This is a genomic window from Synechococcus sp. LTW-G, from assembly GCF_054459035.1.
In genome coordinates, this window is record NZ_JBTKYW010000001.1 from 600,578 (window position 1) to 619,465 (window position 18,888).

General features: G+C 64.8%; 23 protein-coding genes and 1 riboswitch. Of the genes, 12 read left to right on the forward strand and 11 right to left on the reverse strand.

Features of this window, described 5'->3' with window-relative positions; genetic code table 11:
• The first annotated feature begins 12 nt into the window (after positions 1-12).
• From ACXIQ9_RS03390 to ACXIQ9_RS03400, 3 genes are read left to right on the forward strand one after another with little or no spacing between them, the layout of a single operon-like run.
• The gene (locus tag ACXIQ9_RS03390) at positions 13-627 is read left to right on the forward strand and encodes a peptidase (RefSeq protein ID WP_459015609.1); all 615 of its coding nucleotides are present in this window, start codon (positions 13-15) and stop codon (positions 625-627) included.
• Positions 624-3,767, forward strand: a complete 3,144-nt coding sequence (locus ACXIQ9_RS03395) for an efflux RND transporter permease subunit (protein ID WP_296421491.1) — start codon at positions 624-626, stop codon at positions 3,765-3,767. Before ACXIQ9_RS03390 ends, ACXIQ9_RS03395 begins: the two co-directional genes overlap by 4 nt.
• Positions 3,760-4,845 (forward strand): efflux RND transporter periplasmic adaptor subunit, encoded by a 1,086-nt coding sequence (locus ACXIQ9_RS03400; protein WP_459015612.1) that lies wholly within the window; start codon positions 3,760-3,762, stop codon positions 4,843-4,845. Before ACXIQ9_RS03395 ends, ACXIQ9_RS03400 begins: the two co-directional genes overlap by 8 nt.
• On the opposite strand, the gene hisIE is transcribed toward ACXIQ9_RS03400, so the two are convergent.
• Entirely contained in the window at positions 4,842-5,537 is a 696-nt protein-coding gene (hisIE, locus tag ACXIQ9_RS03405) for a bifunctional phosphoribosyl-AMP cyclohydrolase/phosphoribosyl-ATP diphosphatase HisIE (RefSeq protein WP_296415618.1), read from the reverse strand. The two genes, ACXIQ9_RS03400 and hisIE, sit on opposite strands and share 4 nt — an antisense overlap.
• 45 nt (positions 5,538-5,582) lie before the next feature.
• On the opposite strand from hisIE, the gene ACXIQ9_RS03410 reads away from it, so the two are divergent.
• From ACXIQ9_RS03410 to ACXIQ9_RS03420, 3 genes are all read left to right on the forward strand, one after another.
• Positions 5,583-6,059 (forward strand): 6-carboxytetrahydropterin synthase, encoded by a 477-nt coding sequence (locus tag ACXIQ9_RS03410; RefSeq protein WP_459015614.1) that lies wholly within the window; start codon positions 5,583-5,585, stop codon positions 6,057-6,059.
• 38 nt (positions 6,060-6,097) lie between these two features.
• Positions 6,098-6,523: a hypothetical protein gene (locus tag ACXIQ9_RS03415; RefSeq protein ID WP_424163722.1), complete on the forward strand. Its 426-nt coding sequence runs from the start codon at positions 6,098-6,100 to the stop codon at positions 6,521-6,523.
• Positions 6,524-6,606: 83 nt separating this feature from the next.
• Positions 6,607-7,065 (forward strand): M23 family metallopeptidase, encoded by a 459-nt coding sequence (locus ACXIQ9_RS03420; protein WP_459015616.1) that lies wholly within the window; start codon positions 6,607-6,609, stop codon positions 7,063-7,065.
• 17 nt (positions 7,066-7,082) lie between these two features.
• On the opposite strand, the gene ACXIQ9_RS03425 is transcribed toward ACXIQ9_RS03420, so the two are convergent.
• On the reverse strand, positions 7,083-7,874 hold the full coding sequence (locus ACXIQ9_RS03425; protein WP_247477448.1) for a metal ABC transporter permease: 792 nt from the start codon (positions 7,872-7,874) through the stop codon (positions 7,083-7,085).
• 31 nt (positions 7,875-7,905) lie between these two features.
• On the opposite strand from ACXIQ9_RS03425, the gene ACXIQ9_RS03430 reads away from it, so the two are divergent.
• Positions 7,906-8,307: a Fur family transcriptional regulator gene (locus tag ACXIQ9_RS03430; RefSeq protein ID WP_247477445.1), complete on the forward strand. Its 402-nt coding sequence runs from the start codon at positions 7,906-7,908 to the stop codon at positions 8,305-8,307.
• Here ACXIQ9_RS03430 and ACXIQ9_RS03435 read toward each other — a convergent pair.
• Genes ACXIQ9_RS03435 through ACXIQ9_RS03445 form a run of 3 tightly spaced genes read right to left on the reverse strand, consistent with a single transcriptional unit; the run spans position 8,304 to position 10,913 of the window.
• Entirely contained in the window at positions 8,304-9,002 is a 699-nt protein-coding gene (locus tag ACXIQ9_RS03435) for a metal ABC transporter ATP-binding protein (RefSeq protein ID WP_247477442.1), read from the reverse strand. The genes ACXIQ9_RS03430 and ACXIQ9_RS03435 overlap by 4 nt on opposite strands.
• A 43-nt stretch (positions 9,003-9,045) precedes the next feature.
• On the reverse strand, positions 9,046-9,999 hold the full coding sequence (locus ACXIQ9_RS03440) for a hypothetical protein (protein ID WP_459015619.1): 954 nt from the start codon (positions 9,997-9,999) through the stop codon (positions 9,046-9,048).
• Between the two features lie 29 nt (positions 10,000-10,028).
• A complete protein-coding gene (locus ACXIQ9_RS03445; RefSeq protein WP_459015621.1) occupies positions 10,029-10,913 on the reverse strand; it encodes a metal ABC transporter substrate-binding protein in 885 nt (294 codons plus the stop codon).
• 158 nt (positions 10,914-11,071) lie between these two features.
• Between ACXIQ9_RS03445 and ACXIQ9_RS03450 the strand changes: the two genes are divergently transcribed.
• From ACXIQ9_RS03450 to ACXIQ9_RS03465, 4 genes are all read left to right on the forward strand, one after another.
• Entirely contained in the window at positions 11,072-11,584 is a 513-nt protein-coding gene (locus tag ACXIQ9_RS03450; protein ID WP_459015623.1) for a hypothetical protein, read from the forward strand.
• Positions 11,585-11,644: 60 nt separating this feature from the next.
• A complete protein-coding gene (locus ACXIQ9_RS03455; RefSeq protein WP_459015625.1) occupies positions 11,645-12,796 on the forward strand; it encodes a CobW family GTP-binding protein in 1,152 nt (383 codons plus the stop codon).
• Between the two features lie 3 nt (positions 12,797-12,799).
• A riboswitch (cobalamin riboswitch) is annotated at positions 12,800-12,938 on the forward strand.
• A 29-nt stretch (positions 12,939-12,967) separates the two neighbouring features.
• Positions 12,968-13,543, forward strand: a complete 576-nt coding sequence (locus ACXIQ9_RS03460) for a HupE/UreJ family protein (RefSeq protein ID WP_296420691.1) — start codon at positions 12,968-12,970, stop codon at positions 13,541-13,543.
• A gap of 65 nt (positions 13,544-13,608) precedes the next feature.
• A complete protein-coding gene (locus ACXIQ9_RS03465) occupies positions 13,609-13,749 on the forward strand; it encodes a hypothetical protein (RefSeq protein WP_459015627.1) in 141 nt (46 codons plus the stop codon).
• Here the strand turns inward: ACXIQ9_RS03465 and ACXIQ9_RS03470 are convergent, their stop codons facing one another.
• Genes ACXIQ9_RS03470 through ACXIQ9_RS03490 form a run of 5 tightly spaced genes read right to left on the reverse strand, consistent with a single transcriptional unit; the run spans position 13,750 to position 17,671 of the window.
• A complete protein-coding gene (locus ACXIQ9_RS03470) occupies positions 13,750-14,223 on the reverse strand; it encodes a Fur family transcriptional regulator (RefSeq protein WP_459015629.1) in 474 nt (157 codons plus the stop codon).
• Positions 14,224-14,244: 21 nt separating this feature from the next.
• Complete coding sequence (locus ACXIQ9_RS03475) at positions 14,245-15,183, reverse strand: lysylphosphatidylglycerol synthase domain-containing protein (protein WP_296418310.1); 939 nt, start codon at positions 15,181-15,183, stop codon at positions 14,245-14,247.
• Entirely contained in the window at positions 15,180-16,379 is a 1,200-nt protein-coding gene (gene larC / locus ACXIQ9_RS03480; protein WP_424163313.1) for a nickel pincer cofactor biosynthesis protein LarC, read from the reverse strand. The genes ACXIQ9_RS03475 and larC overlap by 4 nt, the downstream gene beginning before the upstream one ends.
• Entirely contained in the window at positions 16,379-17,017 is a 639-nt protein-coding gene (locus ACXIQ9_RS03485) for a hypothetical protein (protein WP_247479915.1), read from the reverse strand. The genes larC and ACXIQ9_RS03485 overlap by 1 nt, the downstream gene beginning before the upstream one ends.
• 6 nt (positions 17,018-17,023) lie before the next feature.
• Entirely contained in the window at positions 17,024-17,671 is a 648-nt protein-coding gene (locus ACXIQ9_RS03490) for a hypothetical protein (RefSeq protein WP_010315801.1), read from the reverse strand.
• 67 nt (positions 17,672-17,738) lie between these two features.
• Here ACXIQ9_RS03490 and ACXIQ9_RS03495 point away from each other — a divergent pair, with 67 nt between their 5' ends.
• A complete protein-coding gene (locus tag ACXIQ9_RS03495; protein ID WP_459015633.1) occupies positions 17,739-18,575 on the forward strand; it encodes a tetratricopeptide repeat protein in 837 nt (278 codons plus the stop codon).
• On the opposite strand, the gene ACXIQ9_RS03500 is transcribed toward ACXIQ9_RS03495, so the two are convergent.
• Positions 18,535-18,852: a hypothetical protein gene (locus ACXIQ9_RS03500; RefSeq protein WP_010315798.1), complete on the reverse strand. Its 318-nt coding sequence runs from the start codon at positions 18,850-18,852 to the stop codon at positions 18,535-18,537. The genes ACXIQ9_RS03495 and ACXIQ9_RS03500 overlap by 41 nt on opposite strands.
• Positions 18,853-18,888: the final 36 nt, after the last annotated feature.

Here is an 18,888-nt window from a genome sequence, read left to right on the forward strand (position 1 = left end):
CTGGCCTCTGAGGTGCGCCCCTGGTCCGGCCAGGGGCAGCTCTTGATCGCGCCGGTCCAGACCACCGCCAGCAGCGCTGGCTACAGCAGTCGTCTCAAGACCACACCCGCAGGCTGGCCCCATCGCAAGCAGTGGTGCGTCTGGGTGGAGCCCGTGACCACCCAGGGGCCTGGGGCGATGTGGCAGCAGCGCTGGCATCAGGCGGTGCAGGCTGCCCTGCGCACCTGGCAAGACCAGCTGCCGATTCACCTGGTCACCGAGCCGCTGCGGGCCCACGTTCTGGTGGAGCGGCGTCGGCCTCCCCTGCTCAATAACCGCGCCAGCAATGGACGGGCCCTGCTTCAGTTGCGTGAGGTCCGCCGGGATCAGCGCTGGTCCCTCGAGCCGCTGGTGACCGTGCTGATCAGCCCCGGGCAAGCGCAAACGGCCATTCAGGCCACCAGCCTGCATGAATTGGGCCACGCCTTTGGTCTCTGGGGCCATAGCGACCAAGCCGGCGATGCGCTGGCGGTCAAGGCCGGAGCGATCCCGGTCCTGCAGCTGAGCCCCAGGGATCAAGCCACCCTGAAGTGGTTGCAAGAACAGCCCGGTTTGACCCAGGCTGATCAGCCCAGCACCCAGCCATGACTCCGCCCAGGCGGACCCTCTCAGACCTGTTCTTGAGACGGCCCGTATTCAGCTTGGTGCTGAGTCTGCTGCTGCTGCTCATGGGAGCCCTGAGCTTGAGCGGCCTGCAGGTCGAGAACCTGCCGAGCATTGCCCCCGGACGGGTCAGTGTCCGCAGCTCCTACCCGGGCGGCAGCCCCGAGGTGGTGGAGCAGGGGGTGACCGCCTTAATCGAGCAGCAGCTCAACGGACTCGAGCGGCTCGAGAGCATCCGCTCCAGCAGCAGCAGCAGTGGCAGCAGCATCCGGCTGAACTTCCGCGGCGGCTCCCCCGAACTCAATCAGGTCAACACCCAAAACGAAATCGCCCAGGTGCTGCGGCGGCTACCAGCCCAGGTCGCTCGCCTGGGAGTACAGGTCAGACGCAGCTCCGATGACCTCTTAATGGTCCTGAGCTTCAGCGCGGATCCGAAGCGCTACACCCCGCAGTTCCTCAATGGCTGGGTCAGCCAGGTGGTGCAGCAGCGGCTCCAGCGGGTCGAGGGGGTTGGCGATGTGCGTCTGTTTGGCGGGAGCCCGTTGGCCTTCCGGCTCTGGCTCAACCCCGCGGCACTGCTTGAGCGTCAACTGACGATCAACGATGTCGAGCGGGCCCTGCAGGCCCAGAACGTCCTAGCCGCACTGGGACAAACCGGCGAAGCGCCCATGCCCCCGGGGCAGGCCACCACCCTCCCGCTCGAGATGGAGGGCCGGCTGCGCAGCAGCGAAGAACTCGAGCAACTGGTGGTCGGCGAGGGCCCCGAAGGCGGAGTCGTGCTGCTGAGGGACATCGGCCGCGTGGGTCTTGGCAGTGAGAGCTATGACGCCATCGCCACGAACCTCCAGGGCAGCAGCGCTGTGGCCATTGGCGTGTACCAGCGGGATGGCACCAATGCCCTGGCGGTCAGTGAGGCGGTGGAGCAGGCCCTAGCGGAGCTCCAGCCGGACATTCCCCCTGGCATTGATCTGCAGCTGATCGTCAACGAAGCCGAGACGATTCGCACCAGCATTGGCGAGACCGCCGGCAGCCTCCGGGATGCGGTGCTGCTGGTGTTTCTTGCCCTGCTGCTGGGGCTTGGCAACAGCCGTCTAGCCCTGATCAGCGCCCTGGCGGTTCCGGTCTCTCTGTTGGGGTCGATCAGCCTGATCAAGCTGGCCGGCGGCTCGATCAACACCCTCAGCCTGTTTGGGATGGTGCTGGCCTCGGGCCTGGTGGTCGACGACGCCATCGTCGTCAGTGAGGACATCGGACGGCGGCTGGAAGCGGGGGCCTCCCCCTTGGCCGCCGCCCGCGAATCCATGGCGGAGCTCGGTGGGGCGGTGGTGGCGACCTCCCTGGTGCTGGTGGTGGTCTTCCTGCCGGTGATCGGGCTGGAGGGAAGCGTGGGCCGGCTCTACGCGCCCATCGCCATCAGCATCAGTGCCGCCATTGCGGTCTCGACGTTTAACGCCATCAGCTTCACGCCGGTGGCGGCCAGCCGCCTGCTCCACGCGGAACAACGCGAGCCCGCCTGGCTGCTGCGCTGGATTGATCCGCCCCGGCGCTGGCTGGAATCCTTGGAAGCCCCCTACGGTCGCTGGCTCGAGGGCTCCCTCAAGCTGCGGCGCCGCGTCATGGCCAGCGTCCTGGTGGGCCTGTTGGTGACGGCCCTGGGCCTGAGCTGGAGACCGACGGCCTTCATTCCCCAGGAGGACAACGGTCAACTGCGGGGGGTTGTTGTGCTGCCGGAGGGGCTCTCCCTGCAGCGCACCGAGGCGGTCATGCAGCAGGTCCAAGCGCTGGCGGAGGCGGATCCCGCAATTCGAACCGGCAACTTCTATGCCGGCCGTTCCTTTGGGGACAGCACCCCCAACAAGGGACTGCTCTTCCTGCGGCTTCAGCCGATCGGCGAGCGGGGGCCTGGACGCCCCAGCACCGAGGCGGTGGCCAAACGGCTCAACCGCCAACTGCGTAAAACGATCTCCGGGGCCACGGTGATCGTCAGCCAGCCCCCCAGCGTGCGCGGCTTCAGCAGCGAAGGGGGATTGGAGCTCGAGCTGCTGGACACCAGCAACGGGCAGTTCTCGCTGCAGCAATTTGCGGGCGAGGCCCAACGCCTGATCCAAGCGGCCAATGCCAGCGGATTGTTTGAGCGGGTCTCCACCCGCTTCAGCGCCGATTCCCCGCTCCTACGGCTGGAGCCCGATCGCCTACAGATGGCCTCCCTCGGCGTGGAACTGAGCCAACTGGTCAGCACCCTGCAGGCCAGCCTGGGCAGCAGCTATGTCAACGACAGCTTTGAGGGCGATCAGGTCCGCCGGGTGATTGTTCAGCTGGATGGAGAGGGCCGGCGCAACCTCGACGACGTCCTCGCCCTGCAGGTGCGCGCCAAATCAGGAACCCTGATCCCCGTTGGCCAGTTGGTGCGCGTGGAGGCCTCCAGCGGCGCCAGCACGATCAACCACAGCCGCCTTGTGCGCTCCATCAGCATTCGAGCCTTACCGGCCTCGGGGGTGAGCACCGGCCAAGCCATGGCTGAGCTCGAGCGGCTGCAGGGGCAACTGGGGGGACGGCGCACGGACCTGGCCTGGACCGGTCTGGCGGAGGAGGAGAAACGCTCCGGCGGCAGCACCGTCCGGGTCTTTTCCCTGGCGGTCTTGGTCATGGCGCTGGTGCTGGCCGGCCTCTACGAGAACCTGCTGGACCCGTTCATCATCTTGATCACCGTTCCCCTGGCCCTGCTTGGTGCGCTGGGCGGCCTGGTGCTGCGCGGTCTGCCCCTGGATGTCTACGGCCAGATGGGACTGCTGGTCCTGGTGGCCCTGGCCGCCAAAAACGGAATCTTGATCGTGGAATTTGCCAATCAACGCTTGCGGGAGGGACTGAACCTGGACCAGGCCATCCGCGACTCCGCCCGCTCCAGGCTGCGGCCGATCCTGCTGACGGCCATCTCCTCCCTGGCGGGGTTTCTGCCCCTGCTGCTGGCCAGCGGCAGTAGCGCCAGCAGCCGCATCAGCATCGGCACTGTGGTGTTCTTTGGCCTACTGGTGGCCACCGTTTTGAGCCTATTTGTCGTGCCCAGTAGCTACAGGTTGATCAAGGGCTGGGAGCTCGAGCTCAAAGCCCGGAGGAGCCATGGCTAAAGCACTCTGGCCAGGTCTGGCCGCCCTTGGACTACTCGCACTCTGCGGCTGCGGCAGCTCAACTGGTCGTCCGCCGCAGAAGGTCACGGCCGCTCCACTGGAGCGGGAGGTGTTCGTGCAAAGCATCGACACCGTCAGCACCCTGGAGGCCACCGATGAAATCGAGCTGGCGGCCCAGGCCGGCGGACGAATCCAACGGGTCCTGGTCCAATCCGGTCAGTCCGTTGAGGCCGGGCAACTGCTGCTGGTCCTCGATCAAACCCAGCTCAAGGCGGACGTCGCAGCCCTGCAGGCCCAAAGCAAAAGCGACCAACTGGCCTTTGAGCGACTGGCCGGCTTGGCCCAGGAAGGGGCGGCAACCGCGCTACAGCGCGATGAATTCGAAGCCAAAGCGATCGGCTCGCGCCAAGCCCTGACGGCAAAGTTGGCGGATCTTTCCTACAAGGACGTGCGGGCCCCCATCGCTGGCGTGATCAGCGATCTGAGCGTCAAAGCAGGGGATGTTCTCCAGGCCGGAAGCCCCTTTAGCCGGATCATCCGCAACGAGGCGCTGCAGGCCCGGATCGACGTGCCGGCAGGCCAGGCGAACCGGCTCGCCAGCGGACAGCTGGTGCAACTGCTCGATGGCCAAGGGCAGCGGCCCGTGGCCAAGGGGAGGGTGACGATGATCGATCCCAACATCAACGCCAAAAGTCAGACCCTGCTGGCCAAGGCCAAGATCGAGAACCCCCAGGGCATGCTCCGCGACGGGCAGCGCCTGCGGACCCGTTTGATCATTGGCGCGGAGCGTCACCTCGCCATTCCGTTTGAGGCGGTCACGCGCCAATTCGGCCAGACCTTCGTCTTCGTCGTCGGCACCCCTGCCCAATGGAAAAAAGACCCGGGCAAGACGCCCTTGGCGACCATTGAGCGCCTACCGGCGGGCAGCAGGGTGGCGCTCCAGCGCAGCGTCAGCCTGGGTCCCCTGCAGGGGGATCGCTATCCCGTCCTCAAAGGCCTCTCGGCCACCGATCGGGTGATCCTGAGCAACGGCAGCGGACTCCGCCATGGGAGCCCCGTTCGCCTCAAACAGCCCTAGTCGCGGCGCGGAGCACCCCGGCGGGAGGCCAAGACCTCCTGCACCCGGCGCCAGCTCACGCCGTGATGGGCCAAAGCAACCTGCAGGTGAAAGACGATGTCGGCCGCCTCACCCGCCATCTCCTCAGGACTGTTGTCCTTGCAGGCCATCACGAACTCGGCGCTCTCCTCACCGATTTTTTTGAGGATCCGGTTGTCGCCGCCCTCGAGCAACTTGTTGGTGTAGCTGCCGGGTTCCGGCTGGTCACGGCGTCCTTCGATCACCCGCATCAATTCCGTGCAGACATCGGCGGGCGGGGGTGCGGCGCCAGCACCACCAGCCGTCGGGCTCGGTCCATCGTCGTAGAAGCAACTGCGCGCTCCGGTGTGGCAAGCCACATCGCCGCGCTGCTCAATCGTGAGCAGCAGCACGTCGGCATCGCAGTCGTAGCGCAGGCCGCGCAAGGCCTGGGTATGGCCACTGGTGGCACCTTTGTGCCAAAGCTCCTGGCGGGAGCGACTCCAGTAGTGCACTTCGCCCGTGGCCAAGGTGCGCTCAATCGCCTCGTGGTTCATCCAGGCGACCATCAGGACCGCACCGTCGAGCCAGTCCTGCGCGACCGCCGGGATCAGGCCGGCCTCGTTAAAACGAAGAGAGCGAATGAAGGCCGGATCTGGGGCCTGAAATGATGCCTGCAAGGGCTGCCGATCCATCTACCCCGATCCTCCCTCAAGACCTACATCCAGCATTCACCGGGGATGACCGCCGCCTACACCTGCAGCAAAACCTTTAGCGGCTACCCCTGTTGCCACCGGCAGTGGAGGCACAGCGGCCATTGCCGCTTTGTGCACGGCTACAGCCGCAGCTTTTGTTTTTGGTTCCAGGCCGAGGAGCTGGATGAAAACGGCTTCGTGGTGGATTTCTCCAGCCTGAGCGAACTGGAGAAGCAACTGAGGCAGCAGTTTGACCACACCTTTTTGGTCAATGCGGATGACCCGCTGCTGGCGCAATGGCAGTCCCTGCATGAGCAGGGGGCCCTGGATCTACGGGTCATGGAGAACGTCGGCATGGAAGCCACCGCTGCCCTGGCCTGGGACTGGGCCAACCAACTGCTGCAAAAGCGGGACGGCGGCCGCAGCTGCTGCTGGAAGGTCGAGGCCCGGGAGAACGAGAAGAACGCCGCCTGCTACTCCGCCGTCCCGACGTGGTTTAGCAACAAAGCCCAGACCATCTGATTCATCGGCAGCAGGATGGCGCCATCGCAGGAGCGCCGATGGTCCGCAGTCCTGAACGTCAGGCCGAGACCCAGACATTCATCGCTTCGAGCTGCTCGGCCCCGCCCAAACGCGTCGCGATTGGCATTGCCCCGCTGGGAATCGTCTCGATCGGCATCGTGCCCATGGGCGTGGTGAGCATTGGCGTAGTCCCCATGGGCGTCGTCAGCCTGGGGGTGGTGGGAATGGGCGTACTCAATGCCTGCATCGTGGGCATGGGAGTTGCCGTTGCTGGGCTGAACGCCATGGGGCTTTGGACGTGGAGCCCAGACCCAAGCCAGGCCCACGCCCACCGGCCTGCCGCCAAGGAACTCACCCTCTATCCCAGTCAGCAGCAGGCGCTGGATCAAGCCAAAACTCTTGGCTGCAGCGGCGCCCATCGGATGGGCTCTGGCTGGATGCCCTGCAGCGCACATCCGGACTGAAACCCGAACCTGTCGCATAGACGACATTCAAGTCTCAGGGGTCGTAACTTAAGATTCGCTTTCGATTTCACGAAAGCTTTTTCTTGCCCGTCGCACTCCTGGTCCCCGCGCTGCAGTTGCTGAATCCCATGCCAGGGGTTGTAACCCAAGACGCCCACGCCGAGCACCCGGCCCTGGACATCGCCTGTGCGGTCGGAACACCAGTGCGCGCAGCCCATGACGGAGTGGCCAGCGTGATCCGCAGCCACACCCACGGCAACACGGTGGTCCTGGTGGGCAACAACGGTCTAGAGACCAGCTACAGCCATCTTCACAGCGCCCAAGCGCCCGGGAGCTACAAGCGGGGCGACCTGATTGGCCATTGCGGCAACAGCGGCGCCTGGACCACCGGGCCCCACCTCCACTTCGAGACCAACCGCCCTTATCTACTCGGCAATCTGGACAACAGCTTCTACAGCGAGGTCGCGCAGGAGCAAGCCAAGCCTGCGGCCAGCCTCACAGGGACCGGTGGTTCACCGGCCGCCCTGGTGAAGCAAGACTAAAAGCCCCCGCCCGTTGATCAGCGACGCAAGAGCGGCAACGGCAGGGTGGCCAGACAGACAACACCGATCACAGGACCCGGCGGCAGGTTGACCGCATCCTGAACCGCCAACAGAAATCCTCCCCCGCAGAGGAGCAGTCCCCATAAGGAGGAGCGCAGCAGGGCCTGCCGCAAACTCCTGGCCTTCGGCAAGGCCAAGAGAGCAGGTGCTGCCATCAGGCTCACCACCAAGACAATGCCCACGGCGCTAATCGCGCTCACCACCGCCAGCGCGGTGACCAGTGTCAACAGCAGGCGCAGGGCCGAGACACGCAGCCCAGCAGCCTGGGCCCCAACGGGATCCACCCCGAGATAGACGTACTGGCGATAGCGGCCGGCGAGCACGCCGACAATCAGGACCAAGGCAATGAGGCTCTGCAAGAGCTCCCTTGGACCAGCCGCCAGAAGATCCCCAAACAAGATCGCCTCGAGATCCACTCGGACCCCGAGCAAGGGAATCAGCAGGACCCCCAGCCCCAGCGATCCCGCCAAGACGGCATTGAGCACGGCCTCCCGATTGCGATCGCCCTGGGGCAGAAGCCCCGTGAGCCGCTCAGCCAGCAGCGCGAACACCACGCCACTGATTAATCCGCCGAGGCTTGGCTCCAGCCCCCAGAACACGGCGAGTACCAGTCCTGGCAGCACCGCATGGGAGATCAAATTGACCTGGAACAACCGGCGCTGCACCAACAGAGCCGTTCCGGCCAGAGGACAGAGCACGCCCACTACCAGGGCGATGCTGAAGGGCAAGAGCCACCAGGCGTCAGCCATAGGATCTGGACCCCATCCAAACTGGACGCCCATGCCCCCCCAGGTTGCCGGCATCACGGAGCGGCAGCAGCTGATCATTCAGCACCTGGAGGACGCCGAGCAAGAACTGTCTGGACAGGAGCTGCATGCCCAGCTGCGGAGCAGCCACAGCCCCATGGGACTGGCAACGGTTTACAGGCACCTGCGCCAACTCCAGCAACGGGGACTGATCCGCTGCCGGCATCTGCCCAGCGGCGAAGCCCTCTTCGCTCCGTTGGGGCGGGACGAGCATCACATCACCTGCGTGGACTGCGGCGCCACCGCGGTCCTCAACCATTGTCCTGTTCATCACGTTGACCTCGAAACCGAGGACAGCAAAGGGTTTTCGTTGATCTTTCACACCCTGGAGTTCTTCGGACTGTGCGAGAGCTGCCAGTCCCGTCAAAGCGACTAACCACAGCATTGATGCCCAACCCTGAGGTCGCCCAAGGAGCGCCGTACCGCCTCGGGCGGACCTTGGGCAAGCAGCGCTCGATCCAGGACCAGCACTTCGTCGTAGGCATCCAGATCAGTTCCCCAGTCATGGCTGCTCACCAGCAGGGTCAATCCCGCATCGCAGAGCTGACGCATGACCCGCAACAAATTGGTGCGCGATGGGGGATCAATCGCAGCGCAGGGCTCATCCAGGAGCAACAGCTGGGCTGGCTGCAACAACGTGCGGGCGAGCAGCGCCCGCTGCTGCTGACCGCCGGAGAGTTCATCCAACCGTCGTGAACCCAAGCCAGCCAGACCCACCCGCTGTAAAACCGCCTCCACATCGCAGCAGCCCGGTCGACGCCCGAGAAGACGCCCCAGGGCAACCAACTCCTGGACCGTGATTGGGAAACTCCAATCAATGGCTCCGCGTTGCGGCATCAGCGCAATCTCTCGACGGGCCAACGCAGGGGTGAGGGCCAAACCAGCCAACTCCAGGAGGCCGGAGGTGGCTGGAAGTTGCCCCTCTAGGGCATGCAACAACGTGCTCTTGCCTGCTCCATTGGGGCCAACCAAAGCCGTTAACGAGCCGGACTTGATCGTGAAAGAGACGTCATCGAGAACCAGTTGCTGGCCGCGATGAACGCAGAGGTTTTGAACGCGAAGCAAAGCCATCCAGCCTCTAGAGCTCAAGCTAGTCGGATCGCCAGAAAAGCCCCTAGAAGCGGAAAGTCACACCAGTACCGATGTGGTGCTGAAATCCAATTCCCCAGCCTTCACCAGCCTGGGTGCTGTACACGGCCTGCCAGTGGGCAAAGCCAACGACTGACGTGGTGAAGGGATACTCGAACTCAATCTCTCCACCCCAATCCGTACGCTGCGGAAGGTTGGCGTAGCGGCCGGGTGTGTAGAACCGTGGACCAGCTGAGAGCGTCACATTCAGCAGGTCGTAGTTAAAACCAAACCCACCCCAGGTGTCGGTGTAGTTGCCCAAATAGGTTCCATCACTATCCCAGCCCGTGTTGTTGACTGCAGACACAAACAGTCCATCCACAACACTCTCCAGGCCATCACCCAAGGCGAAATTGACGTCGCCATCACCAAAGGCGTAGAGCACACCCGCCTGAATCTCATTCCTCAAACCCAACTGATCCTCTAGACCATCCAGGGTTTCAGTTCGAGTGATGTAGTACGGCTTCCAGGTTGCCTGGAAGGAAAGGTTGCTCCAGGGTTGATAGCGAGCGGTGAGATAGCCCTTAATGTCCGTCCTGCGCCATGGACTGGCAGAGGTAAAGGACTCACCCTCGTGCTCTTCATCAGCATGCCCCCCATGGGCATGAACCTGGCCATAAAAATGCTCAGCCTCACCCCAGACAAAGGCTGGACCAATCGCCGCCTCGATCGCAAAACTGCCCTGGTTCTTGAGCCCCCACTCCAAAACCGTTCCATAAAGACCATCGATGGCGTAGTGCCTGGGCGGCCCCTGCAAATTGTTCTCCAGACCGCCGTGTCCCTCGATGGTGATCACAGGGGAGGCCTTGAATTCGCCAGGCTTGAGCTCCTCGCCAGTCGCGCCGCCGTGGGCGAAAGCGGGGGCCGAGAGCAACAGAGCACAGCCAACACCAAAGGGGAGGCACCTCAAGGGCAAGAACAGCGAACGGGGGCTAATCATCTAAGGAGATCAAAGCGAGGATTCGACAGTCAGCGAGACGAGCGAATCGCTTTCCAACGGACGACGAGTGCGTGAGCGGCGGAGCGGTCACAGCGTCCACCCTGGGCATCAACCAAGGTGCAGACATTGGAGACGAACGTGGCGACGTAGGTCTGCCCCTTGGCGACTCCATCAACCACCAAGTGCTGGCGATAAATCGGAATCCCCGAGGTCTTACTGATGCGGCGCAAGGTTTTTGAGTTGGCCTTGGACTCCGAGAACAGATACTTCGTTCCCGATCCCTTCACCGCTTGTGTGATCTCACCCAAACTGCTGGGACGCAGCGGGCCGCCTGAGGCAAAGGAGCGCATCAAGGGCACATAGCGAACCTGGTAGCGCCGGGCCAACGCGGCAATCGCATCGTGCTCCGTCAGCACCACACGATGCCCCTTGGGCACCGTCGCGAATTGCACGGCAGCCCATCGATCCAACTGCTGGAGCACGGAGGCCACTCGAGCCGCGCGTGCCTCAATCTCCGGGCGGGCCGGGGCCGCCACCAAAGTCTTGAATTCAGAGGAGACCACCCTCGTCATCGCCACCGCCTGGAGCGGGTTGTGCCAGACATGCGGATCACGCGATGGACTCAAGGGGACCGCCCGTTCGGCCACCTTGACCGTGCGCTTGAGCTTCCCGACACGCTCGAGGGCAGGACTTAACCGATAGCCGTTCAAGAAGACCAGAGAGGCCGACTGAATCGCTGCTCGGTCCCTGGCGTTCAGGCGGTAGTCGTGTGGATCGGCTCCAGCGGGCACCAGGCAGGCGACAGAAGCACTCGATCCCGCCAGCACACCAACGAGGTCGCAAAGAATGCCGTTCGCTGCAACAACCGAGGGGGAGGCCTGTGCAGCACTGGCCTGCGGAGCAACGAGCGTCAATCCACTTGCAACAGCCGCAAGCGCCAAAGAACGCGCCAAACCCACCCCGCAGCTCCGGAAACGATAACGGTTCTCAATCTCAGGTTAAGGGTTGGCCCGTTGCCGTGTTGGCCATTCCTGATCAGCCTGAAACCAACTCCCAACCCTCTCGAGAGCCGATGTCCTTCCCACGTCGCTCAGCCGTCCATGCCGCGGCACTCGCCAGCGGCCTACTCGCCCTCGCCGCCTGCCAATCGCCCAGCGCAGACCCAACGGCAATGAGCGGCCCACAAAAAGAGGTCTATGCCTACAACGAGGGAGCCATCACCGCCCTGGAAGGCCATCTCCTGGCCGCGATCGAGCTGTCTCCCGATCGCTTTGATCCTGAAGATGACCACGACCATGAGGCCCTGATCAAACAGACCCGGGCGACCGCCACGAGCTACACCGACGCTCTGCAGAGCATTCAGGCCGATCTCAAGGATGGCCCCTGCAAAAGCGCCCAAGCGGCCTACCTCAAGCTCGAGCAACAGGAACTCGGCGTGATTAACGCGATGCTCGATGCCCTCTCCGATGGCGATGGCGCGGGAGCCAAAGCCGCGGCCAAGACCTACAAGGACCTCACCAGCTCAGCCGAAAGCCAAACCATCGACCAGACCTATCTGAAGGCCTGTGGCTTGAGCAGCGTCTAAAGCTGCAGGCCACGTCCCAGACTGAGGGGACCGATCCCAGCCGCAGCAAGCGCCTTCACCATGAGCAGCAGCCTGATGGAACAGGCCCCTAGCGGGCTTCCCGTGACCATCCTCACGGGCTTCCTTGGCGCAGGAAAAACCACGCTGCTCAACCACATCCTCAGCAACCAGCAGGGCGTCAAAACCGCTGTGCTGGTCAACGAGTTTGGAGAGATCGGCATCGACAACGACCTGATCATCGCCACCGGCGAGGACATGGTCGAACTCAGCAATGGCTGCATCTGCTGCTCCATCAATGGGGAGCTGCTGGACGCCGTCTACCGGATCCTCGATCGCCCAGATCCGGTCGACTATCTGGTGGTGGAGACCACTGGACTTGCTGACCCGCTGCCGGTGGCCATGACCTTCCTCGGCAGCGATCTAAGGGATCAGACCCGGCTCGACTCGATCATCACCCTGGTCGATGCTGAGAACTTCAGCGACGAGATCCTCGATGGGGAGGTGGCCCGGGCCCAGGTGGTCTACGGGGACATCCTTCTGCTGAACAAGTGCGACCTCGTGAGCGAGGAGCGCCTCACTGCGGTGGAAGACAAGCTGCGGGAGATCAAAACCGATGCGCGGATCCTGCGCTCGGTCAAAGGGGAGGTCAATCTGCCGCTGCTGCTCAGCGTGGGCCTCTTCGAAAGCGACAAGGTGGCTGCGCAGCAAAACCACGACGACTGCGACCACGACCACGGTCACTGCATCCATGAGCACGACCACGATCATTCCCACGACCACCACGACCACAGCAACTGCGATCACGACCACGGGCACTGCGAGCACGACCACGGTCATGCACACGATCACAGCCACGACCACGGGCACTCCCACGACCATTCCCACGCGGATCACCTCGCCATCGAGGGATTCACGTCCCTCTCCTTCAATGCCGAGGGTCCCTTTTCCCTGCGGAAGTTTCAGAACTTCCTCGACAACCAGCTGCCTGCGGGGGTCTTCCGGGCCAAGGGAATCCTCTGGTTCAACGAGAGCAGCAAGCGCCACGTCTTCCACCTGGCCGGCAAGCGTTTCTCCATCGACGACAGCGAGTGGAGCCAGCCCAGCGACCGCAAAAACCAATTGGTCGTGATCGGCAAAAACCTCGACCACGCCAAGATCCGCAAGCAACTTCAGGCCTGCGTCGCCAAAGATGCCGGCAAGGGCTTCTCCTGAAGCGATAATCCGAGCAGCGGTTTCCTGGACCCAGCCCAGGAAGGCAACGAGGAAAGTCCGGTGTGATTCCGGCACTGTCCCGCAGCTGTGATGGGAGCGCCCGCTCCTCAGTCAGAACGCTCGCCGCCCTCACCCCCCCCAACCTCAGCACCGGCGCGGACCGGATCTGCCATGAACTCGAAACTGACCCGATCGCTGCTGACCAGCACGGCAGCTGGACTGGGACTGAGCCTGCTCTCCATGCTCCCGGCCGGTGCCCATGGCAGCGCAGACCATGGCGTCATGGGTGGCGCCCTGCACCCCCTGCTCGGACTGGATCACCTGCTGATGCTGGTGACCGTCGGTCTCTGTGTTGCCCAGGCCGGGCGCCCGTTGCTGACCACTGCCGTTGCTGGCGCGCTTCTGGGTTCGATCGTGGGCAGCTTTGGCGGGCAACTGCCCGGGGCTGAAGTGCTGGCAGCACTAGCGATCTCGGCTGTTGCTGCCGTGCTTGTTCTGGTGCTGCGCGGTCACTGCGGTCGTTCGATTCTGGCCCTCGCCGTTGGCGGGGCCGTCGCCCTGCACGCCATGCTCCATGGCCTGGAGTCCAGTGGCAGCTCCTTCTGGTGGATTGGCGCCCTGCTGAGCTCCGCTGCGGTGGTGGGCGGCAGCGCCTGGCTGAGCCAGCGGTTTGACCGCAAGCTGGCCAGCCTCGGGGCCGGGCTACTGGTTCTGGCCGGCGGCCTGCTGGCGATTGCACCCCTCTGAGCTGCAGCATCCGCGACAGCAGAAGCGAAAAACGCCGTTATGGTGTGTCGAACCGCATCCCCCGGATGGCCGAGTTCACTGCACTCACAACGGTTCTGGGGCTCGTCGGTCTGATTTTCTGGCTCGCCACCGACTCGGACGATGACAGCGGCGGCGGCGGTTTGATGCAACCGTCGCTCGTGCCGGTCCGGGTCAACCGCCGCTGATCAAACCTCGTCCTCCTGCTGGGAACAAGCGGGACAAAGCGCCCGCACGTTCAGGACGCAGTTGAGCAGCTGAAAGCCGTGTAGAGCCGCGGCTTCACCGCCGGCCTGGAGCACCGCTTCACTTTCAAACTCCTCGGTGTGTCCGCAGCGGGCACAGACCAAGTGGTGGTGGTCCCGGTGCGCCTCATCACTGGCCAGCTCAAAGCGCCGGCCCCCTTCTGGCAGCTCCAATTCGCAGAGCAGCTCCATCGAGCTCAGTAGCCGCAAGGTGCGATACACCGTGGCCAGGGAGACTCGCTCGTCCGCCTTCAGCAGGCGCTGATGCACCTCCTCGGCACTGAGATGACTCCCCTCGCCCAGGCGCTCAAACAGGGCCAAGACCCGTTGCCGCTGGGGCGTCAGACGCTGGCCGCGGTCATGCAGCGAGCTGCGTAAGGCATCGGCCTGCACCGGGGAGACGGGACCAGCGGGCAAGACGCTCTCTCAGGGCACTTCTCAACAATACCCACTGTTGCGAAGCGCCGCCAGGTCCCGGCGGGCAGCGGCGGCCATCAGACAATCCGCCAGGGAGACCACGAGCCTGTAGCTCAGGGCCACCGCCAGCAGGGGAGCCTCGGGAACCGACACCGCCAGGCGCAGCACCAACACCGCCTCAAACACCCCCAGCCCCCCAGGGGCAGCAGGCACCACCAGTCCAGCCGTCCAGGCCAGGGCGAACCCGGACAACCAGCCCCACCAGCTCAGTTGAACGCTCAGGTCAAAGGCTTGAACGCAGCAGGCGAAGCCTCCGAAGCGGCAGAGAACAAAGACCAACTCCGCCAGCAGGGGCAGCCAGGGATAGCCCGGCAAGCGCAGGCTCCCTGGGGTCAGGCCAGCGGGATCAACCTCAAGGGCTTGGGCGCGGCGGCGCTCCAGACGCTCCAGCAGAGGGTTTAACCAACGCGGCACCAGGGCTAGCAAAGGCAGCAGACCCAACAGCCCGAGCCCTCCCCCCAGGGCCACCAGGGCCAAGGCCGCCGCTGCCATCAAGAGCGGATCCAGCAGGACGGTCCCCAGGGCCTGCCGACCACTCAGGGGTTGGCGGCAGGGTCCACCAGCGCGCAGGGCCCGAACTCGCGTGACCAGGTGCCACACCCCACCGGGCAGGTACTTGCGCAGATTCGACTCGAGGAAGAGCAGCAGCACAGGCGTCCAGCGCGGTGCCGCACCGAACCAGCGCAGCACCACTCCCCACGCCAAGCCATTGACCACCAGGCTCAAGGCACTCAGCCCGAGGCCCAAGGCGAGCCAGAGCCAGGACTGACGATCCAGGCTGAGCTGCAAGAGCTGGCTGCCGTGGGAGACCACGGCCGTCAGAACAAATGCAAAGCTCGCTGCACTCACCCAAAGCCGGGCGCCCCCAGGCAGAGAGAGCCCCCTCAGCCGCTGGATCACGGCTGCTCCTCCAACCAGCGGAGCAACTCTGCGCGCAGCTGATCCAGGGGCAGCTGCCGCTGCTGCGCCAAGGGAATCAAGTCCTCCAGTTCCGGCTTGCAGAGCACGCTGCCATCGGGGCGGATGGAGCGCTTGAAGCGCACGGGCCCCCAGGGCGTCTGCCGCTGCTCGATCTGCCGAGGCAGGGCCCAGCGCTGCTGCTGCTGCTCACGCACCCCCAGGCTGCTGCCATAGCGCCACCAGATCGCCCGCAGGGCCTCCGCCTGCTCCGGCCAGGCCAAAGCTGTGATCAAGCTGCCCGCGCGTCCCTTCTTCATCACGACCGGCTGGGCAAAGACCTCCAACGCCCCGGCCTCCCGCAGGGCCTCCTGGAGGAAGGCCACATCCTCCGGGGTGGCATCGTCGATCTGGGCCTGCTGCTGCACAACGGTCTGCAACTCGGGCGCGCTGCTAGCGGGGACATCCGCCTCAGCCAGGAGCAGGCGCAACTGATTCGGGCGATCCAACTCGCGCGTGCCCAACCCGATCCCCAGCCGGCTCGGACGCAGGGACGGCGCCGGCGCGAAGCACTCTGCCCAGGCCACCATCAGGGCCAATCCCGTCGGCGTCGTCAATTCCGCTGCAGGAAAACCCGCACTCGTGGCGAGCGGAACCCCATGGCGCGTGGCCAGCTCCAGCACCGCGGGCACCGGCACCGGCAGCAGGCCGTGGGCACTCTTGACCTGGCCATGGCCAGCGGGTGGAGGACTGCAGATCAGGCGCTCAACCCCGAAGTGCTGCAAGCCAGCGCAGACGCCGACCACATCCACCAGGGCATCCAGGGCCCCCACCTCATGGAAATGCACCTGCTCGGGCGGGTGGCCATGGACAGCGCCTTCCGCCTCCGCCAGCACCCCAAAGGCCCTCAACACCGACTCACGGAGTGCCGGCGGCCAATCGGCTGCCTGAATCTGCTCTTTGAGGCTCGCCCAGTGGCGATGGGGGGGCTGCCGCTCCAGCAGCTCCACCTCCAGATGCAAGCCACGCAGTCCTGCGCTGCGGCGCTCCTCTAGCTGCAGGCGATAGAGCCCAGCCAAACCCAAGGCCGCCAGGGGTTGGTGGACCACCTCCTCAGGCAGTCCGCAGTCGAACAGGGCCGCCAGGAGCATGTTCCCGGCCAATCCCGTCGGGCAATCCACCACCGCCAGGGATCCCATCAGGCCTCCTGCAGAAGCTGCTCCGCGCTGGCCTGAAGCTGCTCGCGGTGCTGCTCCAGCCACTGCTGCACCTCGCGGCGGGCACGACGCTGCTCGTTTTGCGCCGTCATCACATCGTGTCCGGAGAGGCCCCAGAGCCGTCCCAGCAGAGCCCGGTCATCGGCGCCGCCGCGGGAGCCGCCGTACTCGACCACCTCCGCCACCATCCCCGCCAGAAGCACCCGGCTCCAACGCCGCAGATCCTCCAGCGGCATCTTCACCTGGGCGGGAGGTTCCAATTCGGTGCTGCCGTTCACGCGCAAACCATGGCGCAAACAGGCGCGGCTGCCCACCAGAACCTGCTTCACCGGCAACTGGTTCTCTGCGGCCAGCAGCAGGTGTCCGGCCTCATGCACCGCAATGCGCCGCAGCCGGGCGCGACCCAAACCAAAGGGCAGGGCCTCCGCCAGCAGATGTCCGCCGAGGCCACCGAAGCGAGCTGCATCCAGCGTCAGGGCCGTCAGTGCCCCACCGGCCGCTCCGGCAATCAGCCAGGGGGAGAGGCCCAGTACAGGGCCCACAACCGAGACAACACTGATCCCCGCCACAGCAACACCGGCCCGCAACGCCGCCGTTGATCCCTGATCGGAGCTGGCCAGACGCACCTAGCGGCGAGCACCGCGGGGACCGCCGCGACCGCGGCCGGCCCGTTGGGGCACAGGAGCAATGACTTCGTGGTTCTCAACCTGCAGGGTTTGACCCTCGCGGCGCAGATCCAATGAAACGAAGTGGCGCAGATGGGCGGGATCCACCTGGCCCTTCAGCTGAAGCTTGAACGGGGTCGGGCGGCGACCGTCAGGCCTGGGCTGCTGACGAATCTTGACGACCAGATCACCGTCCTCTGGACGGGTGTAGATCAGCTCGCCGCGCACCGAGAAATAACCATCGCCTTCGGGCAGGTCATCCCCCTCATCGGCACTCTCCTCGGGGGAGAGGGTGCTGGGTTCCCAGACCCCCACCAGCTGGAGATGGAGCTGATCAGGATCGCGGAAACGGGGATAGGCCACCCAGAGGTGGGGCTTGCTCAGGTCCAAGTGACGACGCATCAGCGTCAGCACGCGTCCAAGGACAACGGCATCAATCTCTGAGCCGTCCTCGGTCTGGATCACTCCACGGGTGAGCTGATCTGCATCAGCCGGCACGTAAGTCCCCCGCACCACGCCGATGGCGCGGTACTGCATCGGTTCTGTGACCGGGGAAATGGGGTGTTGACGCATCGTGGCTGAAACCCTCTGGGCGCTCGTGAAATCCATCGCCCGCTGGACAATGTACCGAGCTTGCAAAAAGGGCCCAGACTGAGGCCCACTTGCAGGTTCCTCGATGCCGGCACGCGGCCGCACCAACCAGCGCGATGGCGTGCTCATCGCCCTGGTGGCATCGGGGCTGGTGACGGTGTCACTCACCGGCGGCTGGCTGCTGGGTCAGCACCAAGCCCTCAAAGCCCAGGGCAGCCCCGAGGGCAGCAATGAGCGCCAAATTGCCCTGCTGCAAGCCCGCCTCGGCGACGGATCCGCCAGCAACGCGGATCAGCAGCGGCTCATCGATCTGTTGATTCAGCAAGGTCAATCCCAGGAGGCCAGCCTCGTACTGGAGCGCCTGGCCGATCAGCAGCCTCAGAACTGGCAGCTTCGTCTGCTGCTGGCGGAGCTCCGCCGAGACAACAACGACCGCCCCGGGGCTGAGCGGGAGTTACGCCAGATCCTCAATCTCAAGCCCGATCGGATTGAAGCGCTGCAACTGCTCACCCTGATCCAACTGGAGCAGGGGCGCGGCGCCGAAGCCGAGGCCCAGCTCAAGACCCTGCTGGAGGCCAGCAGTAAACCCACCCCCCAGCCACAAAAGCTGGGTCTTGGCCTACTGCTGGGTGACCTGCGCCAGCGCCAAGGGAAAACCGCCGACGCCCTGGCCCTCTATGGACAGCTGGCCAAGGACTTCCCGCGGGACCCCAGGCCGCTCTTGGCCATCGCATTGGTGAAGCAGGACCAAGGCGACCTCGCGGGAGCTGGTCAGGCCCTGGCGGACGCCCAGGCCAGGCAACCGGAAAAGAAAGACCCACGCCTGGATCGCGTCGCCGCCAGCTGGGGACTCGACAGCCTCAGGGAGAACAAAAAGAGCGCTAGGGAGCCGTCACCAGCGGAGAAGAAGCCCCAGAGCTAGGGGGAGCCGCCTGGCTGTCGAGCTGACGCAGTGCCGCGTCAATGGCGTCGCCGGGGTCGGTGGCGTCATCCATCGCCGAGCTGCGCCGCAGCTTGTTCATCAGGTCGATCGGATTGGTGCTGTCCAGCAGCGACCCGCCCTTCCGACTGGTGCCACCGGGGCCCTGATCAAAAACGCTCGGCTCGGGAGCAAGGTTCGTGTTGCCGGACTGGGCGCGAGCCGCGAGGGGCAGCACTGCGGCGGCCGCGATCAAGGCCGCGGTGAGTCCCCGGTACATGGCACTTCGATCGAACAGCTTGGCGGGAATGCTAGG

Coding starts and splice junctions, on each gene's coding strand:
- ACXIQ9_RS03455 (WP_459015625.1), top strand. CDS start 11,645: ATGAGCAGCAGCCTGATGGAACAGGCCCCTAGCGGGCTTCCCGTGACC.
- ACXIQ9_RS03460 (WP_296420691.1), top strand. CDS start 12,968: ATGAACTCGAAACTGACCCGATCGCTGCTGACCAGCACGGCAGCTGGA.
- ACXIQ9_RS03500 (WP_010315798.1), bottom strand. CDS start 18,852: ATGTACCGGGGACTCACCGCGGCCTTGATCGCGGCCGCCGCAGTGCTG.
- ACXIQ9_RS03490 (WP_010315801.1), bottom strand. CDS start 17,671: ATGGATTTCACGAGCGCCCAGAGGGTTTCAGCCACGATGCGTCAACAC.
- ACXIQ9_RS03450 (WP_459015623.1), top strand. CDS start 11,072: ATGTCCTTCCCACGTCGCTCAGCCGTCCATGCCGCGGCACTCGCCAGC.
- ACXIQ9_RS03430 (WP_247477445.1), top strand. CDS start 7,906: ATGCCCCCCCAGGTTGCCGGCATCACGGAGCGGCAGCAGCTGATCATT.
- ACXIQ9_RS03495 (WP_459015633.1), top strand. CDS start 17,739: ATGCCGGCACGCGGCCGCACCAACCAGCGCGATGGCGTGCTCATCGCC.
- ACXIQ9_RS03435 (WP_247477442.1), bottom strand. CDS start 9,002: ATGGCTTTGCTTCGCGTTCAAAACCTCTGCGTTCATCGCGGCCAGCAA.
- ACXIQ9_RS03395 (WP_296421491.1), top strand. CDS start 624: ATGACTCCGCCCAGGCGGACCCTCTCAGACCTGTTCTTGAGACGGCCC.
- ACXIQ9_RS03400 (WP_459015612.1), top strand. CDS start 3,760: ATGGCTAAAGCACTCTGGCCAGGTCTGGCCGCCCTTGGACTACTCGCA.
- hisIE (WP_296415618.1), bottom strand. CDS start 5,537: ATGGATCGGCAGCCCTTGCAGGCATCATTTCAGGCCCCAGATCCGGCC.
- ACXIQ9_RS03415 (WP_424163722.1), top strand. CDS start 6,098: ATGGTCCGCAGTCCTGAACGTCAGGCCGAGACCCAGACATTCATCGCT.
- ACXIQ9_RS03465 (WP_459015627.1), top strand. CDS start 13,609: ATGGCCGAGTTCACTGCACTCACAACGGTTCTGGGGCTCGTCGGTCTG.
- ACXIQ9_RS03425 (WP_247477448.1), bottom strand. CDS start 7,874: ATGGCTGACGCCTGGTGGCTCTTGCCCTTCAGCATCGCCCTGGTAGTG.
- ACXIQ9_RS03440 (WP_459015619.1), bottom strand. CDS start 9,999: ATGATTAGCCCCCGTTCGCTGTTCTTGCCCTTGAGGTGCCTCCCCTTT.
- ACXIQ9_RS03410 (WP_459015614.1), top strand. CDS start 5,583: ATGACCGCCGCCTACACCTGCAGCAAAACCTTTAGCGGCTACCCCTGT.
- larC (WP_424163313.1), bottom strand. CDS start 16,379: ATGGGATCCCTGGCGGTGGTGGATTGCCCGACGGGATTGGCCGGGAAC.